This is a genomic window from Demequina phytophila (genome assembly GCF_000971135.1).
Lineage (GTDB): Bacteria > Actinomycetota > Actinomycetes > Actinomycetales > Demequinaceae > Demequina > Demequina phytophila.
In genome coordinates, this window is sequence record NZ_BBLW01000009.1 from 89194 (window position 1) to 103861 (window position 14668).

At 72.1% G+C, this 14668-nt stretch carries 12 protein-coding genes; 10 read left to right on the forward strand and 2 right to left on the reverse strand.

What is annotated here, in order from left to right; genetic code table 11:
• The first annotated feature begins 67 nt into the window (after positions 1-67).
• Positions 68-3610, forward strand: a complete 3543-nt coding sequence (gene dnaE, locus AOM01_RS13285; RefSeq protein WP_062294405.1) for a DNA polymerase III subunit alpha — start codon at positions 68-70, stop codon at positions 3608-3610.
• 26 nt (positions 3611-3636) lie between these two features.
• On the forward strand, positions 3637-4038 hold the full coding sequence (locus tag AOM01_RS13290) for a DUF4260 domain-containing protein (protein ID WP_062294407.1): 402 nt from the start codon (positions 3637-3639) through the stop codon (positions 4036-4038).
• On the opposite strand, the gene AOM01_RS13295 is transcribed toward AOM01_RS13290, so the two are convergent.
• On the reverse strand, positions 4033-4311 hold the full coding sequence (locus AOM01_RS13295; protein ID WP_062294409.1) for a helix-turn-helix domain-containing protein: 279 nt from the start codon (positions 4309-4311) through the stop codon (positions 4033-4035). The two genes, AOM01_RS13290 and AOM01_RS13295, sit on opposite strands and share 6 nt — an antisense overlap.
• 64 nt (positions 4312-4375) lie before the next feature.
• On the opposite strand from AOM01_RS13295, the gene map reads away from it, so the two are divergent.
• From map to AOM01_RS13310, 3 genes are all read left to right on the forward strand, one after another.
• Complete coding sequence (map, locus tag AOM01_RS13300; RefSeq protein ID WP_062294411.1) at positions 4376-5143, forward strand: type I methionyl aminopeptidase; 768 nt, start codon at positions 4376-4378, stop codon at positions 5141-5143.
• Positions 5144-5214: 71 nt separating this feature from the next.
• Complete coding sequence (gene hisD / locus AOM01_RS13305) at positions 5215-6519, forward strand: histidinol dehydrogenase (protein ID WP_062294413.1); 1305 nt, start codon at positions 5215-5217, stop codon at positions 6517-6519.
• 155 nt (positions 6520-6674) lie between these two features.
• Positions 6675-8087, forward strand: coding sequence for an Rv1352/Rv1906c domain-containing protein (locus AOM01_RS13310; protein ID WP_062294414.1), 1413 nt, complete (start codon positions 6675-6677; stop codon positions 8085-8087).
• Between the two features lie 76 nt (positions 8088-8163).
• Here the strand turns inward: AOM01_RS13310 and AOM01_RS13315 are convergent, their stop codons facing one another.
• A complete protein-coding gene (locus tag AOM01_RS13315; RefSeq protein ID WP_062294416.1) occupies positions 8164-10368 on the reverse strand; it encodes a RecQ family ATP-dependent DNA helicase in 2205 nt (734 codons plus the stop codon).
• 189 nt (positions 10369-10557) lie between these two features.
• On the opposite strand from AOM01_RS13315, the gene AOM01_RS13320 reads away from it, so the two are divergent.
• The 5 genes from AOM01_RS13320 to hisH are packed head-to-tail and all read left to right on the forward strand — an operon-like array spanning position 10558 to position 14638.
• A complete protein-coding gene (locus tag AOM01_RS13320) occupies positions 10558-11826 on the forward strand; it encodes an Nramp family divalent metal transporter (RefSeq protein WP_082110259.1) in 1269 nt (422 codons plus the stop codon).
• Positions 11827-11848: 22 nt separating this feature from the next.
• On the forward strand, positions 11849-12943 hold the full coding sequence (locus AOM01_RS13325) for a histidinol-phosphate transaminase (protein WP_062294418.1): 1095 nt from the start codon (positions 11849-11851) through the stop codon (positions 12941-12943).
• Positions 12940-13539, forward strand: a complete 600-nt coding sequence (gene hisB / locus AOM01_RS13330; protein WP_062294420.1) for an imidazoleglycerol-phosphate dehydratase HisB — start codon at positions 12940-12942, stop codon at positions 13537-13539. Before AOM01_RS13325 ends, hisB begins: the two co-directional genes overlap by 4 nt.
• Positions 13536-13985, forward strand: coding sequence for a hypothetical protein (locus tag AOM01_RS13335; RefSeq protein WP_062294423.1), 450 nt, complete (start codon positions 13536-13538; stop codon positions 13983-13985). The genes hisB and AOM01_RS13335 overlap by 4 nt, the downstream gene beginning before the upstream one ends.
• Positions 13982-14638 (forward strand): imidazole glycerol phosphate synthase subunit HisH, encoded by a 657-nt coding sequence (gene hisH, locus AOM01_RS13340; RefSeq protein ID WP_062294425.1) that lies wholly within the window; start codon positions 13982-13984, stop codon positions 14636-14638. The genes AOM01_RS13335 and hisH overlap by 4 nt, the downstream gene beginning before the upstream one ends.
• Positions 14639-14668 lie beyond the last annotated feature (30 nt).

Below are 14668 nucleotides of genomic sequence, written 5' to 3' on the forward strand. Positions count from 1 at the left end.
CGCGACACCGGGACGCGACCCGCGCATCGTCCCCTCGCTGTCGGTGGGCACTCCTAGAATCGTCCCCATGCCGGCCAAGGATTTCGTCCACCTCCACGTCCACACCGAGTACTCGATGCTGGACGGGGCGGCGAAGATCGGCGACCTGTTCAAGGAGGCCGAGCGGCTGGGCCAGTCCGCCATGGCCACCACGGACCACGGATACCTGTTCGGCGCGTACGAGTTCTGGAACAAGGCGCAGGCCACGGGCGTGAAGCCCATCATCGGGCTCGAGGCGTACCTCACGCCCGGCACCGCGCGGGGCGACCGCACGCGCGTGCGGTGGGGCGAGCGCGGCCAGGAGAACGACGACGTCAGCTCGGGCGGCGCGTACACCCACGCGACCATGTGGGCCCGCGACACGGGCGGCATGCACAACCTGTTCCGCCTCGCGTCCTACGCGAGCCTCGAGGGCCACTTCTACAAGGCGCGCATGGACCGCGACCTGCTGCAGCGCTTCTCCAAGGGCATCATCGCGACCACCGGCTGCCCGTCGGGCGAGGTGCAGACGCGCCTGCGGCTGGGCCAGTACGACGAGGCGCTGCGGGCGGCCGCGGAGTTCCAGGACATCTTCGGCAAGGACTCGTACTACGTCGAGCTGATGGATCACGGCCTGGACATCGAGAAGCGCGTGTTCGAGGACCTCCTGCGGATCTCGAAGGCGATCGGCGCGCCGCTCGTCGCGACCAACGACCTCCACTACACGAAGAAGGAGGACTCGGTCTCGCACGAGGCTCTCCTGTGCGTGCAGTCGGGCTCGACGCTCAGCGAGCCCACGTACGACCAGGGCGGCAAGCGCTTCGCGTTCTCCGGCGACGGCTACTACGTGAAGTCAGCCGAGGAGATGTGGCGCATCTGGGGCGACTACCCGGAGGCGCTCACCAACACCCTCGCGATCGCCGAGCAGTGCGAGGTGGAGTTCAACACCAAGGCCGACTACATGCCGGTGTTCGACTGCCCGCCGGGGGAGGACGAGCACTCGTGGTTCGTCAAGGAGGTCCAGAAGGGCCTTCACCTGCGGTTCGGTGAGGAGATCCCCGCGCACGTGCAGGAGCGCGCGAACTACGAGATCGAGGTCATCGCGGGCAAGGGCTACCCCGGCTACTTCCTGGTGGTCGCCGACTTCATCCAGTGGGCCAAGGACAACGGCATCCGCGTGGGGCCGGGGCGTGGCTCCGGTGCCGGCTCGATGGCCGCGTACGCGATGAAGATCACCGACATCGACCCGATCGAGCACCAGCTGTACTTCGAGCGCTTCCTCAACCCGGAGCGCGAGTCCAAGCCCGACTTCGATGTGGACTTCGACGAGCGCAGGCGCGGCGAGGTCATCCAGTACGTCACCGACAAGTACGGCCAGGACCGCGTGTCCATGATCGTCACGTACGGCACCATCAAGGCCAAGCAGGCGCTCAAGGACTCGACGCGCGTGCTCGGCAAGCCGTACTCGCTGGGCGAGACGCTCACCAAGGCGTACCCCGAGGCGATCATGGGCAAGGACATGCCCCTGATCGGCGTCACCGACGCCACGCACGCCCGCCATCACGAGGGCCAGGACTTCCGTGCGGTGCTCGAGGCGGACCCCGAGGCGCAGCAGGTGTTCGAGCTCGCGCAGGGTCTCGAGGGCCTGAAGCGTCAGTGGGGCGTGCACGCGGCCGGCGTCATCATGTCCTCCGACCCGCTGATCGACATCATCCCGATCATGCGGCGCGAGCAGGACGGCGCGGTCATCACGCAGTTCGACTACCCGACGTGCGAGACGCTCGGCCTGGTCAAGATGGACTTCCTGGGCCTGCGCAACCTCACCATCCTCGACGACGCCCTCGAGAACATCGTCGACAACGGCAAGGAGCCGCTGGTCCTCGAGGACCTGCCGCTGCACGACGACGGCGCGTTCGAGCTGCTGGGACGCGGCGACACGCTGGGCGTGTTCCAGCTCGACGGCACCGCGATGCGCCAGCTGCTGCGCCAGATGCGCCCCGACACGTTCGAGGACATCTCCGCCGTGCTCGCGCTGTACCGCCCCGGCCCGATGGGCATGAACTCCCACACCAACTACGCGGAACGCAAGAACGGCCGCCAGGCGATCGCGCCCATCCACCCCGAGCTGGATGAGCCGCTCAAGGAGGTGCTGGGGATCACCTACGGCCTGATCGTGTATCAGGAGCAGGTGCAGCGCATCGCGCAGATCGTCGCCGACTACACGCTGGGCGCCGCCGACCTGCTGCGTCGCGCCATGGGTAAGAAGAAGAAGGAGATCCTCGACAAGGAGTTCGAGCCCTTCGAGGCCGGCATGAAGGCCAACGGATACTCCGACGCCGCGATCAAGGCGCTCTGGGACACGCTGCTCCCGTTCGCCGACTACGCGTTCAACAAGGCGCACACCGCCGCGTACGGGGTGCTGTCGTTCTGGACCGCCTACCTCAAGGCGCACTACCCGACCGAGTTCATGGCGGCGCTGCTCACCTCGGTGGGCACGGACAAGGACAAGTCCGCGCTGTATCTCGCGGAGTGCCGTCGCATGGGCATCACGGTGCTGCCGCCGGACGTCAACGAGTCCAAGGCGACGTTCGCCGCCGTCGGCGACGACGTCCGCTTCGGCCTCACCGCGGTGCGCAACGTGGGCGCGAACGTGGTCGCGGAGATCGTCAAGGCCCGCACCGAGCAGGGTGCGTTCACGTCCTTCGCCGACTTCCTCGACAAGGTCTCCGCGACCGTGTGCAACAAGCGCACCATCGACTCGCTCATCAAGGCCGGCGCGTTCGACTCCTTGGGCTACTCGCGCCGCGCGCTCAACGCGGTCCATGAGCAGGCCATCGACTCCGTGATCGGGGTGAAGCGTCAGGAGGCGACGGGTCAGTTCGACCTGTTCGCCGACGCCGCCGACCTGGGCGGGGGAGTGACGGTGGAGGTCCCCACGCTCGACGAGTGGGACAAGAAGACCAAGCTCAACCTCGAGCGCGACATGCTGGGCCTGTACGTGTCCGACCACCCGCTGTCGGGGCTCGACCACGTGATCCGCTCGGAGGCGACGCACCAGATCCTCAACGCGACGCCCGCGAACGGCGTGAAGGAGAACGACCAGATCAAGCTCGCCGGCCTGGTTACCCGCGTGGACCGTCGCATCGCGAAGTCGGGCAACCCGTACGCGATCATCGCGCTCGAGGACATGACCGGCGAGACCGAGATCTCGTTCTTCGGCAAGGTCTACGAGACGTACGCGCGCGACCTCGCGGATGACGCGGTGCTCGCCATCAAGGTCCGGTGCCGTGAGCGCGGCGACGGCGGGCTCCAGTTCTCCGCGGTCGAGGTCAACGTGCCGAACCTCAACGTGACGGACACGTCGCCGGTGGCGATCACCGTCCCGGCGTCGCGCGTCACGCCGCCGCTGGTCGAGCAGGTCAAGGGGATCCTGCGCTCGCACCCCGGCGCGATCGAGGTCCGCATGGTGCTTACCGGCCCCGAGAAGCCGCTCACCATGCGGCTGGGTGACGAGTTCCGGGTGTCGCGCTCGTCCGCGCTGATCGGCGATCTCAAGGCGGCGCTGGGCCCCAACTGCCTCACCGGGGCATAGCGCCGCCTGCGTGCGACCCTGAGCGCATGAGCCCTATCGCCTGGGAACGCCTCGAGGGCGCCGCGCTCGCGGTCGTCGCGTCGGCGGGAGCGATCGCGCTCGACGCGTGGTGGTGGCCGCTGGCGCTGTTCCTCGCGTTCGACCTGAGCGCGCTCGGGTACCTGCGCGGGCCGCGGGCGGGTGCCTTCGCGTACAACCTCGTCCACTCGTACTGGGGCCCGGCGGCGCTCGGCGCGTGGGCCATCGCCGCCCAGGCGTGGGACGTCCCCGGTGACGTGCGGTGGATCCTGATCGGCGCATCGTCCTGGCTGTTCCATGTGGGCGTGGACCGAGCCCTGGGCTACGGGCTCAAGCACGACGACCACTTCCAGCACACCCACCTGGGGTGGATCGGGCGCGGACGCCCGGACGCTCCGCGCGGCCTATGACGCGGTGACGGTCGCGCCCGCGCCGTCAGAGGCATCGCTCAGCTGCGCCCACAGGCCGTCGAGCGACAGGCCCACCTCCGCGGCGACGGCGGCGATGGTGGCGAACGCGGGGGTGGCGACGCGTCCCGACTCGATCTTGCGCAGGGTCTCGGGCGAGATGCCGGCGCGAACGGCGACCTCGAGGATGGTGCGCTCGCCGCGCGCCTCGCGCAGGGCGGTGCCCAGGCGGCGGCCGCGGTCGATCTCTGCGGGGGTGAGGGGAAGCCGGACCATGCCGGTATTGTAATGCCGGTATAGAAATACCGGTGCGGCGCACGCACCGGAGGGAAGGCGGGACATGATCGAGATCCTTGCGCCGGCGCAGCTGCCGCGTGCGCGAGACGTGGGCGCCCTCGTCGGCGACATCCTCGCCGACCTTCGACAGCGCGCGGTGCCCGGCGTCAACCTGCTCGAGATCGACGCGTGGACGCGCGACGCGATCCGGGCGGCGGGCGCGGAGTCCTGCTACGTGGACTACGCGCCGTCGTTCGGCGAGGGACCCTTCGGCTACTACATCTGCACGTCCGTGAACGACGCGGTGCTCCACGGCCGCCCCCGCGATCGTGCGCTCGCCGCCGGCGACCTGCTCACGCTCGACCTCGCGGTCTCGCTGCGGGGGATGGTGGCGGACTCCGCCGTCAGCTTCGTGGTGGGCGGGGGCGGGACGCCCGAGGCGGCCGCGCTGATCGACGCGACCGAGCGGGCGCTCGCCGCGGGGATCGCCGCGGCCGGACCCGATGTGCGCCTCGGCGACGTCTCGCACGCGATCGGCGCGGTGCTCACGGATGCCGGCTACCCGATCAACCTCGAGTTCGGCGGGCACGGCGTCGGGTCGACCATGCATCAGGATCCTCACGTGCCCAACGCGGGCCGGCCCGGTCGCGGCTACCGCCTCCGGCCGGGGCTGCTCCTCGCGCTCGAACCGTGGGCGATGATCGACACGGACGAGCTGGTCACCGACGCCGACGGGTGGACGCTGCGCAGCGCGACGGGCTGCCTCACCGCGCATAGCGAGCACACCATCGCGATCACCGAGGACGGCGTCGAGGTGCTCACGGCGCGGTGACGCGGCGCCCGGGCCCGCATGCCGGCGCCCGGGCCCGGTGAGGCCCGCGCGAGCGCCACTAGACTCGGCACGTGCTCTCTCGGATCGACCTCCGCGGCCAGGACCTGTCCGCCCGTGAACTGCTGTCCATCGTGCCCCGCGCCGACGTCAACGTCGGCGACGCGCTCGCCGTGGTCGAGCCCATCATCGAGGACGTGCGCGTCCGCGGCGAGGCCGCGCTCAAGGAGCTGGGCGAGCGCTTCGACGGGGTCGTGCCGGAGCACGTGCGCGTCCCCGAGGCCGCCATCCGGGAGGCGCTCGCGACCCTCGACCCCGCCGTCCGCGACGGCCTCGAGGAGGCCATCGACCGGGTGGGTCGCTTCCACCGGGCGACGGTCCCGCCGCCGGTGGACGTCGAGCTCGCGCCCGGCGCCGTCGTGTCGCAGCGCTGGATCCCGGTGGGTCGCGTGGGCCTGTACGTGCCGGGCGGGCTCGCGGTCTACCCGAGCTCCGTTGTGATGAATGTGGTCACCGCGCAGGCGGCGGGTGTGCCGTCGATCGCGGTCACGAGCCCCCCGCAGAAGGCGTTCGGCGGGCTTCCGCACCCGACCATCCTTGCCGCGTGCGCGCTGCTCGGCGTCACCGAGGTGTACGCCGTCGGCGGCGCGCAGGCGATCGGCATGCTCGCGTACGGCGTCGAGGGCCTGTGCGATCCGGTGGACGTCATCACGGGCCCCGGCAACGTGTACGTCGCCGCGGCCAAGCGCGCGGTGAACGGCGTGGTCGGCATCGACTCCGAGGCGGGTCCCACCGAGATCGCGGTGATCGCGGACGCGACCGCGACCCCGCGCTGGGTCGCGGCGGACCTGCTCAGCCAGGCCGAGCACGACCCGATGGCGGGCTCCGTCCTCATCACCGACTCCGAGGAGCTCGCGGAGGCCGTCGAGCGGGAGCTCGGCGCGCTCGCGGACGCCACCAAGCACCTCGCCCGCACCAAGGAGGCGCTCACGGGTCGCCAGAGCGCGGTCATCCTCACCAGCGGCCTCGACCAGTCCGTCGCCGTGGCGGACGCGTACGGCGCCGAGCACCTCGAGATTCACACCGCCTCCCCGCGCGAGGTGGCGGCGCGGATCCGGAACGCCGGCGCGATCTTCGTCGGCGAGCACTCACCGGTGCCGCTCGGCGACTACCTCGCCGGCTCCAACCACGTGCTGCCCACGGGTGGCACGGCGCGCTTCGCGTCGGGACTCGGCGTGACCGCGTTCCTCAAGGCCGTGTCCTTCATCGACTACAGCGCGGACGCGCTGGGCGCCGTGGGGGAGAAGGTGGTCGCGCTCGCGGAGGCCGAGGACCTGCCCGCGCACGGTGCGGCCATCCGGGCGAGGCTCTCGGAGTAGCCCCCGACGCACCCCGCGCGTGCCCGCGCGCGTCCGCGGACCACGCCCTCAACGACACGCCGTGTCGGTTTCGTCACCGCATGTACACGGCGGGTTCGCGCGCCCGCCATAATCCTCTCACCGCCATCGTCGGCGGCCCATGACTGAGGGGAACCATGACTCGCTCCATCGCGGCCTCGCGCCGTCCATCCGGCCGCGCGATCGCTGCCTCCATCGCGCTCGCGGGTGCCTTCGCCGCGTTCGTGCCGACCGCCGCCCACGCCGAGGAGGCGTTCGAGCCGGGCATGCCGTCGATCGTCGGCGACGTGGTCGTCGGCTCGACCGTCACGGCCGACGCCGGGACCTGGACGCCCGAGCCGGAGCTCACCTATTCGTGGTCCGTCGACGGGCTCGAGGTCGGCACCGACATGGCGTATACGCTGCAGGCGGGTGACGGCGGCGCGAGCCTCGTCCTCGACGTGACGGCGCACCTCGACGGCTACTCGGACCTCACGGTCTCGACCGAGCCGGTCACGGTCGCGCTCGCGACGCAGGAGGAGTTCACCACCGCGATCACGGGTCGCTGGGTCGTGGGCGAGACCGTCAGCGCCGCCGTTCCCGCGGGCGACGGCGTCACGGTGCAGTGGCTGCGCGACGGCACCGCGTTCAGCGGAGGCACCGCCGCCGACTACGTGCTGCGCCGTGCCGACGCCGGGCACCTCATGTCGGTGGTCGTCACGCGTTCCATCCCCGGCTACGTCGACGCCGTCGCCACCGCGACCGGCGCGAGGACCGTCCTCAACGCCTTCGGCTCCGCGCCGGTACCGACCATCGCGGGCCCGGTGCGCGCCGGCAGCACGCTCACGGCGGTGACCGACGGCCTCAGGCCCGCGGACGCCAAGGTGGCGTACCAGTGGTTCCGCGACGGCGTCGCCCTCACGGGACGGACCAGCGCGACCCTCCCGCTCAAGAACATCGACCAGGGCAAGCGCTTCTCGGTGGTCGTCACCTACTCGAAGCGCGGGTACGCCGCCGTGACGCAGTCGTCGGCCCAGACCAAGGCCGCGGCCGCCCGCCCCAAGGTCGCCTCGGCGAACGGCTACTACCGCGTGGGCAAGGACATCCAGCCCGGAACCTACTTCCGCACCGGCGCGAAGATGTGCGAGTGGTACCGCCTGTCCGGCAAGGACAAGAACAAGCAGAAGTACGTCCTCGGCAACAACGGGGGATGGAACCGCGTGTACATCCAGGTCAAGGCGACCGACACCTGGGTGCACTTCCGTGGCTGCGGCGGCTGGACCAAGTTCGACGGCACGGGCGCGAAGCGCTCCGTGATGGGTCAGGACGGCACCTACGCGGTCGGCACCGACATCAGGCCCGGCACGTACACCGCCGAGGACATCACCGGGATCGACATCGACGGCTTCCACCTCCACTGGTGCCTCTACGTCTCGGAGACCCGCCCGCTGGGCAGCGAGAGCTCGCTCCAGGACATGGGCGTCTACCAGTCCGGACCTGTCACGGTGAAGGCCAAGGCCGGCGAATTCCTGCAGGTGATGGGCTGCGGCAGGCTCACCCGCGTCAGCTGAGCATCACCACGGGAGGGGCGTCGCGCGAGCGGCGCCCCTTTCGCATGCCCGGGCGCCGCGCGGCGGGACGATGCCCCTACCGCACCCCGAGCACGAACGGCAGCACCTCCTGGGCACCCGCCTGACGCAGCAGCCGCGCGGCCACGGTGAGGGTCCAGCCCGAGTCCGTGAGGTCGTCGACCAGCAGCAGGCGGCGACCCGCGACGGTGCCGGGAGACACCTCGAGCGCGAGCCTGCGCGCGACCCCCGCGAGGCGCACCGCCGAGTTGACGTCGTGCCGTGAGGGTTCCGTGAGCGCCGCCACCGGGCCGACCGACCCGAGCAGCGGCACCTCGAGCCAGCGCGCGAGACCCGAGGCGAGGTGGTCGACCAGCAGCGGCCGGGTCGCGGAGCGGACCGCGATCACGCCGTCGACCACGGGGCGCGCGCCGGCCCCTCCGTTCACGCCGACGCCGCCGACCCACAGCTCGTCCCAGTCGCGCAGCACCCGCACCGCCGCGGTCCGCAGCGGCACCGGCGTCTCGCCGTCGACCGGGCGCCCGTCCTCTCCGCGCGATTCGAACAGGTCACGCAGCGCGCCCGACCAGCCCAACCCGTCGAGCCGCGCCACCGCGCGGCCAGCGGCCGCCTGCTCGCCGGCCGGGATGCGGCCGCGCAGGTCGAGCCCGAGCGCGTCCATCCCGGTGGGCCACTGGCGGCGAGCGACCACCTCGACGCCCACGCGGTCGAGCCCCGCCTGCGCCGCCTCGACCGCGGCGGCAGACGGCGCGCCGGGCAGCGTCACGCCGCCGCACGCGTCGCAGCGGCCGCACGCCCAGCCGTCCTCCAGCTCCGGGTCGTCGAGCACGTCCCGGAGGAACGCCATCCGGCAGCCCGACAGCCCCTGGTACTCCAGCATGGTGCGCTCCTCGGACCGCCGTGCCTCGGCGACGCGCGCGTACCGCTCCGCGTCGTAGGCCCAGGGCTCCCCGGTCGCGATCCACCCGCCCTGCACGCGTCGCACCGCTCCGTCGACGTCGAGCACCTTCAGCATCGCCTCGAGCCGCGACCGTCGCAGGTCCACGCGCGCCTCGAGCGCCGGTACCGACGTGGGCGCGTCCGGCGACAGGGCCGAGAGCGTCGCACGCACCGTCTCCTCGGGAGGGAAGGCCTGCGAGCCGAACCACTCCCAGATCGCCCGGTCCTCGCGCCCCGGCAGGAGCGCCACCACCGCGCGCTCGACGCCGCGTCCCGCGCGGCCCACCTGCTGGTAGTACGCGATGGGGGAGGACGGCGCGCCCAGGTGCACCACGAACGCCAGGTCGGGCTTGTCGAAACCCATCCCCAGCGCGGACGTCGCGACCAGCGCCTTCACCCGGTTGTCCCGCAGCTCGCCCTCGAGCCGCTCACGCTCCGCCGGATCCGTCTGGCCCGTGTACGCCGCGACCTCGAGCCCCGTGGCGCGCAGCTGCGACGCGACCTCCTCCGCAGCGGAGACCGTCAGGCAGTACACGATCCCCGACCCGTCGAGCGCGCCCAGCGACGAGGCGAGCCATGCCACGCGCGCGGCGGGGTCGGGCAGGTCGAGCACCGCGAGGTGCAGGGACTCGCGGTCGAGCGGCCCGCGCAGCACCAGCACCTCGGGGCCCGCGCCCGCCCCGGACACGCCCAGCTGCTCGGCCACGTCCGCGGTGACGCGCGCGTTCGCCGTCGCCGTGGTCGCGAGGACGGGGATGCCCGCGGGCAGCTCCGCCAGCAGCGTGCGGATGCGGCGGTAGTCGGGGCGGAAGTCGTGGCCCCAGTCCGAGATGCAGTGCGCCTCGTCGATCACCACCAGCCCCGCGTCCGCCGCGAGGCGCGGCAGCACCTCGTCGCGGAACTGCGGGTTGTTGAGCCGCTCGGGAGAGCACAGCAGCACGTCCACCTCGCCCGCGGCGATCGACGCGTGCACCGCGTCCCACTCGGTCACGTTCGCGGAGTTGACCGTCACCGCCCGGATCCCCGCGCGCGCGGCCGCCGCGATCTGGTCGCGCATGAGCGCGAGCAGGGGCGACACGATCACCGTGGGGCCGGCCCCGCGGGCGCGCAGCAGCCGTGTCGCCACGAAGTAGACCGCGGACTTGCCCCATCCCGTCCGCTGCACCACGAGCGCGCGGGCCTGCCGCTCGACCAGCGCGGAGATCGCCGTCCACTGGTCCTCGCGGAGCGCGACGTCGCCGCGCCCCACCAGGGCGCGCAGCGCCGCCTCGGCGTCCTCGCGGAGGGACGATGCGGGGGCGAGGGGGGCGGGGGAGGCGACCATCCCCCGATGGTAGGGCGGGGCTCCGACACCACCCTCGCCGCCATCAGCGGGGACGATGCGCGGCATCGGTGACACGCGCATCGTCCCGTCGCGACCGGCACAGAAGTTCGGGTAGCCTAACTTCCCATCGACGGCGCCGTCCCGGCGTCGTCGCACCCCGAGCACGCACGTCAGACCGGAGGACCGCGGGTGTCGAACACGCTGGTCGAGCGCAACCGCGAGCGCGCGGAGCGCTCGCACGGACCCATCCGGCGCATCGTCACCCTGATCGGACCCGCGTTCGTCGCGGCGGTGGCGTACGTGGACCCCGGCAACGTCGCCGCCAACCTCACGGCGGGTGCGGAGTACGGCTACCTGCTCGTGTGGGTGCTGGTCGCGTCCAACCTCATGGCGGTGCTCATCCAGTACACGTCCGCCAAGCTCGGCCTGGTCACCGGACACTCCATGCCCGAGCTGCTGCGCGGCCGCCTGGGCCGCCGCGGTCGCCTTGCGTACTGGGCGCAGGCGGAGGTGGTCGCCGCGATGACGGACCTCGCGGAGGTCATCGGCGGCGCGCTCGCGCTGTACCTGCTGTTCGACCTGCCGCTGGTGCTGGGCGGCCTCATCGTGGGGCTCGTCTCGCTGGGCCTGCTCGCGGTGCAGAGCCGCCGCGGCCAGCGCCAGTTCGAGATGGTCATCATGGGGCTGCTCGCGGTGATCGCGATCGGGTTCATGGCCGGTCTCGCGGTCTCGGACACGGACTGGGGCGGGGCGGCGGCGGGACTGGTGCCGCGCTTCGAGGGACCGGGCACGGTGCTGCTGGCGGCGTCGATGCTGGGCGCGACGGTGATGCCGCACGTGATCTACCTGCACTCGTCGCTCGCGCGCGACCGGCACGGCGTCGGCCACGACAAGCCCAAGCTCGCCCGCCTGCTCCACGCCACCAAGTGGGATGTGGGGCTGTCGCTGCTCATCGCGGGCTCCGTCAACATCGCGATGCTGCTGCTCGCCGCCGGGAGCCTGCGCGGCGTCGAGGGCACCGACTCGATCGAGGGCGCGCACGCCGCGATCGAGTCCGCGCTCGGGCCCGTCATCGCGGGCGCGTTCGCGGTGGGCCTGCTCGCCTCGGGCCTCGCGTCCACGTCGGTGGGCTGCTACGCCGGCTCGGCGATCATGGGCGGGCTGCTGCACCGTCACATCCCCGTGTGGTTGCGGCGCTCCATCACGCTCATCCCCGCGCTGGTGCTCCTCGGCGCCGGCGCGAACCCCACCTGGGCGCTGGTGATCTCGCAGGTGGTGCTCAGCCTGGGCATCCCGTTCGCGGCCGTCCCGCTGGTGCGGCTCACCTCCGACAGGGCGGTGATGGGCGAGCACGCGAACTCCCTGCGCGTGAAGGCGGTCGCGTGGACCGTGGTGGGGCTGATCGTCGCCCTGAACATCGCGCTGCTCGCGCTCACGCTGCGCGGCGGGGGAGCGTGACGGGGCTCACTAGAATCGCCCCATGACCCTGCCGATCCGCCCCGACCTCGCCGGGCTCGAGCCGTACGGCGCGCCTCAGCTCGAGGTGGCCGCCCGTCTCAACGTCAACGAGAACCCGTACTCGCCGCCGGACGCCGTGGTCGACGCGATCGCATCCGCCGTGCGCAAGGCCGCGGAGGGCCTCAACCGCTATCCGGACCGCGACTTCCTGGGCCTGCGTCAGGACCTCGCGACGTACCTCGCGGCGGAGAGCCACGTGGACTTCCTCGAGGCGCGCAACATCTGGGCCGCCAACGGCTCCAACGAGGTCATGCTGCACCTGCATCAGGCGTTCGGCGGCCCGGGACGCACCGTGCTGAGCTTCGCGCCCACCTACTCGATGTACCCCGAGTACGCGCGCGACACCCTCACCGAGTACGTGACGTTCCCGCGCAGCGACGACTTCACGCTCGACATCGAGGCCGCTGCCGCGGCGATCCGCGAGACGCACCCGGTCATGGTGATCGTCGCGAGCCCCAACAACCCCACCGGCACCGCGCTGCCCCTCGCCCACGTGGAGGCGCTGCTCGCGGCCGCCTCGGACGTGCCGGGCGGCTGCATCGTCGTGGTGGACGAGGCCTACGCGGAGTTCCGTCGCCGCGGCGTCCCCAGCGCCGCGACCCTGCTGCCTGACCACCCGCACCTCGCGGTGAGCCGCACCATGTCGAAGGCGTTCGCGCTCGCGGGCGGACGGCTGGGCTACCTCGCGGCGCACGAGGAGGTCATCGATGCCCTGCGGATCGTCCGCCTGCCGTACCACCTCAGCGGCGTGACGCAGGCGACCGCCCGCGCGGCGCTGGCCCACCACCGCGACCTCCAGGCCCAGGTCGACGAGATCCGCGCCGAGCGCGACGACACCGTCGCCTGGCTGCGCGAGCAGGGCTACACGGTCGCGGACACGGACGCGAACTTCGCGCTGTTCGGCCCGTTCGAGGATCGTGAGAGGGTATTCCAGGGCCTGCTGGAGCGCGGCGTTCTCATCCGCGTCACGGGCCCCGAGGGTTGGCTGCGGGTGTCGATCGGCACGCCGCAGGAGATGGCGCTGTTCCGCAGCGCCCTGCTGGAGGTCACCGCATGAGCCGCACCGGTCGCGTCGAGCGCACCACGTCCGAGTCCTCCGTCCTGGTCGAGCTCGACCTCGACGGCTCGGGCCGCACGGAGATCAGCACGGGCGTGCCGTTCTACGACCACATGCTCACCGCGCTCGGCAAGCACTCCCTCATGGACCTCACCGTCCGCGCCACGGGCGACATCCACATCGACTCGCACCACACGGTCGAGGACGTCGCGATCTGCATCGGCGAGGCGCTCAAGCAGGCGCTCGGCGACAAGGCCGGCATCTCCCGCTTCGGTGACGCCCTGGTCCCGCTCGACGAGGCCCTCGCGCAGTGCGTCGTCGACGTCTCCGGCCGCCCCTACTTCGTGCACGTCGGCGAGCCCGTGGGCCAGGCGACGCACCTGATCGGCGGCAACTTCGCGGGCTCCCTCACGGGCCACGCGCTCGAGTCCATCGCGCACCACGCGGGCATCTGCGTGCACATGCGCGTGCTCGCCGGCCGCGACCCGCACCACATCGTGGAGGCGCAGTTCAAGGCGCTCGCCCGCGCGCTGCGCTTCGCGGTCGCGACGGACCCGCGCGTCGAGGGCATCCCGTCGACGAAGGGCGCGCTTTGACCGACGTCGCCCTGCTGCTCACCCCGATCCCGAACCCGCGCTTCCTCACGGCGCTGTGCGCGCTGCACAAGGTGCGGGGGCGCGTGCTCGAGACCAGCGGCGGACCCATCGCCGTGCTGGACCATGCGACGGCAGGGTCCGCGCGGCACGCCGCCCGGGCGCTGTCCGGCTTCGTCAAGGGCGCCGAGTTCCTGCTCGCGGAGAGCCGTGACGGCAACGTGAAGGTCGAGCTGTGGAAGGCGGGCGCGATGGAGCGGGAGCTCCCCGCGGGCCTCGCGCTCGCGGACGCGCCCGGCGTGGTGACCACGCTCCTCACCGGCGCGCAGACCCTCGACCAGGTGGCCGAGACCCACGAGCAGAAGGTCCAATCGACCGACATGGGGCGCGTGAAGGCGTACCGCGAGCTGCTCAGGGAGACCAAGGCGCTGAAGAAGGCGCAGTCATGACCCGGCCGCTCGTGTGCGTGTTCGACTACGGCTTCGGCAACGTCCGCTCCGCCACGCGCGCCCTCGAGCACGTGGGGGCGCGCGTCGAGCTCACCTCCGACCGCGTGGTCGCGGAGAACGCCGACGGCCTGGTGGTCCCGGGCGTGGGCGCCTTCGCGGCCGTCATGGACGGGCTGCGCGCCGCGCGCGGCGACCAGATCGTGGGTCGCCGCCTGTCCGGCGGCCGCCCCGTGCTGGGCATCTGCGTGGGCATGCAGGTGATGTTCGAGCGCGGCGTCGAGCACGGCACCGAGTCCGAGGGCCTCGACCAGTGGCCCGGCGTGGTCGAGCTGCTGCAGACGCCCGTCGTGCCCAACATGGGCTGGGCGCACGTCGAGGCGCCTGCGGACACGCGGTTGTTCGCCGGCGTCGAGGACGAGCGCTTCTACTTCGTCCACTCGTACGGCGCCCGCGAGTTCCCGCTGGGCACCACCGAGGACACCGGCCGCTTCGCCGCGCCCCTCGTCACCTGGTCGACCGCCGGCTCGGGCGACGGTGAGGACCGCTTCGTCGCCGCCGTCGAGAACGGCCCGCTGAGCGCCACCCAGTTCCACCCCGAGAAGTCCGGCGAGGCCGGCCTCCAGCTGCTCCGCAACTGGGTGACGTCGCTCTGACCGACGTGACCCCCGCATCGTCCCCCCGAG

Coding starts and splice junctions, on each gene's coding strand:
- dnaE (WP_062294405.1), top strand. CDS start 68: ATGCCGGCCAAGGATTTCGTCCACCTCCACGTCCACACCGAGTACTCG.
- AOM01_RS13290 (WP_062294407.1), top strand. CDS start 3,637: ATGAGCCCTATCGCCTGGGAACGCCTCGAGGGCGCCGCGCTCGCGGTC.
- AOM01_RS13295 (WP_062294409.1), bottom strand. CDS start 4,311: ATGGTCCGGCTTCCCCTCACCCCCGCAGAGATCGACCGCGGCCGCCGC.
- map (WP_062294411.1), top strand. CDS start 4,376: ATGATCGAGATCCTTGCGCCGGCGCAGCTGCCGCGTGCGCGAGACGTG.
- AOM01_RS13310 (WP_062294414.1), top strand. CDS start 6,675: ATGACTCGCTCCATCGCGGCCTCGCGCCGTCCATCCGGCCGCGCGATC.
- AOM01_RS13315 (WP_062294416.1), bottom strand. CDS start 10,368: ATGGTCGCCTCCCCCGCCCCCCTCGCCCCCGCATCGTCCCTCCGCGAG.
- AOM01_RS13325 (WP_062294418.1), top strand. CDS start 11,849: ATGACCCTGCCGATCCGCCCCGACCTCGCCGGGCTCGAGCCGTACGGC.
- hisB (WP_062294420.1), top strand. CDS start 12,940: ATGAGCCGCACCGGTCGCGTCGAGCGCACCACGTCCGAGTCCTCCGTC.
- hisH (WP_062294425.1), top strand. CDS start 13,982: ATGACCCGGCCGCTCGTGTGCGTGTTCGACTACGGCTTCGGCAACGTC.